We start from the raw sequence: 4,767 nt of genomic DNA, 5'->3' as shown, positions 1-4,767 counted from the left end.
GCGACGCGGCAATCCAGAAGGCCACACAGGAAGCCTGGATTGCTTCGTCGCAAGGGCTCCTCGCAATGACGGTTGCCCGAGCCGAGCTACCTTTTCATCTCGATCTTGCGGACGTTGATGATCGGCGGCAGCGAGCCGGTCGGTGTCGGGTCGGCGGCCTGGCCGGGGATCACCGCCTTGGCGCTGCTCTCGGGGAAACGCACCTTCATCTCCCGCAGGAAGCCGTCCAGCGTATCGACGGAGGCCGCCATCTTGGCGATGGCGGCGAATTCCGAACTGTTGCCCGACGCCGGCGTGCTGGCGGTGTCGAACGCGATCTTGTCGGTGCCTGCGGTCATCAGCGGCGCATACTTGTCGCGAAAGCGCGCCAGGCCGAGCGCGTCTTCCGCCAGCGCGTAGCCGACCACGGCGCGGATCACGTCGCTTTTCTCGGTGGCGGTCAGCGGCGTGAAATCGCGCCAGCGATCGGCGTAATACAGCTCGATCTGCTCGGAGGCGTCGCGCCAGCGTCGCGCCGACCAGTAGATATCGGAGCGCAGCCGGATCGCCTCGCGGCCGCCGATATTGGAGATGATGTCGAGCGCCAGATCGCGACGGCCGACGTCGCTCTGCGCGCGCGCCTCCAGCAGCAATCTTTGCTGGCGCAACTCGCCGGCGAGATCGGCGATCCGCGTGGTGCGCAAGGCGGCGATGGCGCGCTCCGGCTTGCGGCCCATCAGAGAGACCATCGCCAGGCGGGCCGCGACCTGCGCCCGCGCGGCGCCTTCCAGGCGGTGATCGACCTGGTATTGCAAAAGCTCGGCGGCCTGGTCGAGCAGGTCGACCGCGACGAGGCGGTCGGCGAGACGGCGGATCATTTCGTCGCCGCGACGGCCGATCGGCGTGAGTTCGCGATATTCGTAGAACATCGCCAGCGCATCCACCGGCGGCAGGCTGTCGCCCTTCGAACTAAGATAGATCTGCGAGAACAGCGCCTGCGCATCGTCCTGCACCTGCCGCGCCGCCTCGGAATTGGCCTGCCGTTCGGTGGCGCTGCGTGCCGCCTGCAACGATTCCTTATAGCGGCCGAGTTCCGAATACATCCGCGACAGGATTTGCAGCGTCTGCACTTCGAGGCCGTCGCCGCGCCACATCACGGCGAGCAGTTCGAGATCCTTCAGCGCATCCTCGTTGCTGATCTCGTGGCGCTTCTGGCGCAACGCGATCTCGCGCAGCTTGGCCTCCGCCGCCGCCGGCCGGTCCTTCGAGGCGATCGCCTCCTGGTATTTCGACAGCGCGTCCTTGTCGCGACCTAGCGCCTCGTCGAGCCAGCCCGACAGCAGCAGCATGGTCGGCTTCATCTCCGGCGGGATGCCGACCAGTTCAAGTTCGCTGCCACGCGCCGAGGCGCCGGCATAGTCCTTCACCTCGAGCGCGGCGCGCAACGCCTGCGCCAGCGCCACGCGCTGCAGGTCGGCCGGCAACGAGGCGGTGGCCAGTTCCGCGTTCTTGAATTTTTCGCGCGCCTGCACCCACTTCTCTTGTTTGGCGTAGGCCAGCGCTTTCCACAGTTCGGAATCGTAGCCCGGCCCGAGCACGGGATTGGCGATGTCCTTCAGGGTCTGCTCGGGGCGGCCCATCATCACGTTGGCGACCGCATGGACGATCAGCGCGACCGGATTTTCCTGGCCGACTTTGGAATCCGAAATCGCGAGATCGGCGACGCCCTTGGCTTCGTGATACATGCCGCGCGCCATGTAGAAGCGCGCCAGATCCATCCGCGCCGCGGTGCGGGTATTGTCGTCGGCCATGGAGGCCGCATTCACCAGCACGTCGAAGCGATCTTTGAACGGCCCTTCCTGATCCTTGCGCCATTGGCCGACGTCGAAGATCGGCCGTGCCACCGACGAGGCGCGCTGAGGGGCAGCGTCCGCCGCCGACAGGGTCAGCCCGCCGGGCCGGCTCAGCGTCACCTTGTCGATATTGGCCTCGACCGCGACCTCGTCGGAATTGAGCTGCACCACCACGCCATGGATCGATTCCAGCAGCGAGAACTCGACGAAATCCTGCCGCCGGATGAAGCCGCGCGCCGGCGGCAGCGCGGTGATCACATCCAGCGTGTCGCCGGCATCGGGATCCACCAGCCGGTGCTTCAGGCCGGGGCCGGCGAGCGGCACCTGCACATTGGCATGGGCGGGATCGGCGATGTTGCGGATCGCCGATAGCGGCAGCGACTGGGTCTGGCGGGTATCGGCGAACATCACCGACCAGCTTTGGCCGGCGCCGGCCGGATCGTCGGGGGTCAGCGACGCCAGTTGCGGCCGGTTCAGGCGGATGCGGATCGCCTGCCCCTTCTCCAGTTTGACCAGACTCGCGTCAGCGATGATCGAGCCACCCTCGCGGCGGATCGCCGCCACGTCGATCGGCTTCGTGGAATCGACCACCAGCCACATGATGTCGCCGCGACGAAACAACGCCGCGGGCGTCGGCGCGGCAAAGGCAAACGTCATGCGCAGGCCTTCGCTGCTGCGCTTCACCTCGACTGGCATGCCCGCGTTGTCGACGACGGCCGGCGGCGGAGCGGCGACCGGTGCTGCCGCGGCCACTGGCGCGACGACGGGCGGCGTTTCCCTAGCAGGGGCTACGACGGGCGCTGGAGCCGGAAGCGGCTCCGCCGCGGCCACGGTTTTTGCGGGTTCGATCTTTGGAGGTTCGCTTTTGGCAGACTCGACCTTGGGCAACTCGGCCTTGGGCGGCGCCACCTTTACTGCGACGTCGGCAACCTTCTCAGGCACAGCTTCGCGCGCGATGGATTCAGAACTCGGAGGCGCTATCTCGCTATGGCGCTGCGGCGGCGCAGCCTCGGTGACCGGTTTCTCAACCGGCTTTGCCGCGGGCAGCTTCGCCGATGGGGCCGCCGGCTTGTCGGCCTGCTGATAGGCAATATCGACGATGTAGTTTTTTTCCTCGCGAAACGAGTGCACGTCGACGTCGCCGATCAGGCCGATTTCGACGGCAGTGCGGTTGCCATCCATCGCCTGCCCGATCGACGCGATATTCGGCGGCGCCGACAATTTGGCATCGGCGAGGTCGAATACCAGGCCCGCATTGAACGTCAGCGTCATGGTCTTTTCGTTCAGCGTCGACGACACGCCAACGCCGTCGGGCATTTCGAACAGGAAACGCACAAAGGTCGGCTGCACCGAGGCGCGGACCCGGATCGGCGGGCGCTGCTTGCCTTCGGAAGCCGCGCGCTGCTGGCGCAAGGCGCGCTCGGCGAGCCGCGCGCGCTCCGACAGTTCCTTGACCACGTCCTGCGGCAGGCCGGGCGGCATGCCCTTCCAGTTATCGGGCAGCAGGTCGATGAAGATGCGCTCGCCCGCCACCATGGAGTTCACGGTGACCTTGCGCGACAGCGCCAGCCGGATCGCCGAGCCATCGGGATCGCGCCGCGCCGAGCCGATATAGTCCGGCGCGGCGTCGGACAGGATATCGACGGGCACGTCGACCGGCCGCTTGAAGCGGATGACCAGAATGGTGCCGGCCTGGGTGACTTCGGATTCGACGTCTTCGGCGAGCTTCAGCACGATGCGGGCGTAACCGCCTGACACCGCCATGGTCGCGGCGCCCTTGACGGCCTGGGCCTGGGAGGGCGCGACCGACAGCACGGTCAACAACACGCCCGCCGCAAAGACAGCCGCACAGCGCCGAACGGCCCGCGTCCATACGCGGGCTTGCGTCCAACTTGCAACGGCAGCCAAGCGCGCCATTCCGGAGTGTCTTTCAGCCCGATATTCGACAAGCGGCGGGGCGCCGCCTGTCTTTGAATCTAGATTCCGCGGTCTAAGGATTTGTTAATGAATCCCTTTAATTCCGGCCCTGCGCCATCGGCTTGCCTTCGATCTTCGGCAGATCCGCCGCCGACGCGGAGCGGTCGCCGCCGCTGGCGCGCCGCGCCAGTTCGACGGTCAGGCGCTCGGCCGCTTCCGGCTGCATCAACCCGAGAATGTCCGACATCTTTCGTGGCGCGATCTGCGAGGCGATCTCGAACAGCACCGGCATTTCCAGGCGGTCGAAGATCTTCGCGGCATCCTTGGGCTTCATGCCCTCATACATGGTGATGATGCCTTTGAAGCGCGCGACGTCGGCCTCGCCCTTCTGCTCGGTCGCCGTCTTGATGCCAGCCTCGACGCCCTTCAATTCGTCGACGCGGCCTTCGATGCGCTTCTCGGCAGCCTTCAGCAGACTCTCGCGAATATCGATTTCGCGCGCACGGGCTTCCAGCTCCTGGCGGCGCGACTGCAGCCGCTCCAGAATCGCGCGCTCGGACGCCGATACCTGCGGCATCGATTCAACGGGCGCGACCGTCGTTGGCGCGGCTACTTGCGGCGCGGCGACGGCCGGCTTGGGTTCTTCCTTGCTCGCACCATGGCCGGAGGAGCCAGTGATATCGGAATCCTGCTGCCTGCCGCCCGGGAAATTGAACGTCTCCTGCGCCCACGACTTCTTCGCTACCTGCGGCTCGTAGTCGAATACGTAGCCGCCGTCGATCACCAGCCCGGCGATCTTGAGCACCGCCAGGCCCAAGATCGCGACCAGCACGACAGGGATGACGCGTATGTCCCGGAATGCATTCATGCAGCGATGCCGTCAGGCCTCCTGCGCTCGGCAAAGGCCTGCGCGGCTGCAGCGTTGGCGCGGGCCGCCGACATCCTGGGCGCGTCCGGCGCGGCAGCGACGGGTGCCGCCGGCTCGACATCGGCGAGCGGTCGGGCCGCCACGGCGATG

Annotated in this window: 2 protein-coding genes; both read right to left on the bottom strand. The window is 66.7% G+C overall.

The annotated features are described in order from the left end of the window. Positions 1 to 86: 86 nt before the first annotated feature. Positions 87 to 3,749 (bottom strand): tetratricopeptide repeat protein, encoded by a 3,663-nt coding sequence (locus JWR51_RS23725; RefSeq protein WP_299753578.1) that lies wholly within the window; start codon positions 3,747 to 3,749, stop codon positions 87 to 89. A 97-nt stretch (positions 3,750 to 3,846) separates the two neighbouring features. Further along, entirely contained in the window at positions 3,847 to 4,617 is a 771-nt protein-coding gene (locus JWR51_RS23720) for a flagellar protein FlbB (RefSeq protein WP_299753576.1), read from the bottom strand. Positions 4,618 to 4,767: the final 150 nt, after the last annotated feature.

It is taken from the genome of Devosia sp. (genome assembly GCF_028290625.1).
In the GTDB taxonomy this organism is placed as follows: domain Bacteria; phylum Pseudomonadota; class Alphaproteobacteria; order Rhizobiales; family Devosiaceae; genus Devosia.
This window is presented reverse-complemented; position numbering and strand designations above follow the sequence as displayed.

What these genes read in the sequence shown, in the direction of transcription:
- JWR51_RS23725 (WP_299753578.1), bottom strand. Translation starts at nt 3,749, where the DNA reads ATGGCGCGCTTGGCTGCCGTTGCAAGTTGGACGCAAGCCCGCGTATGG.
- JWR51_RS23720 (WP_299753576.1), bottom strand. Translation starts at nt 4,617, where the DNA reads ATGAATGCATTCCGGGACATACGCGTCATCCCTGTCGTGCTGGTCGCG.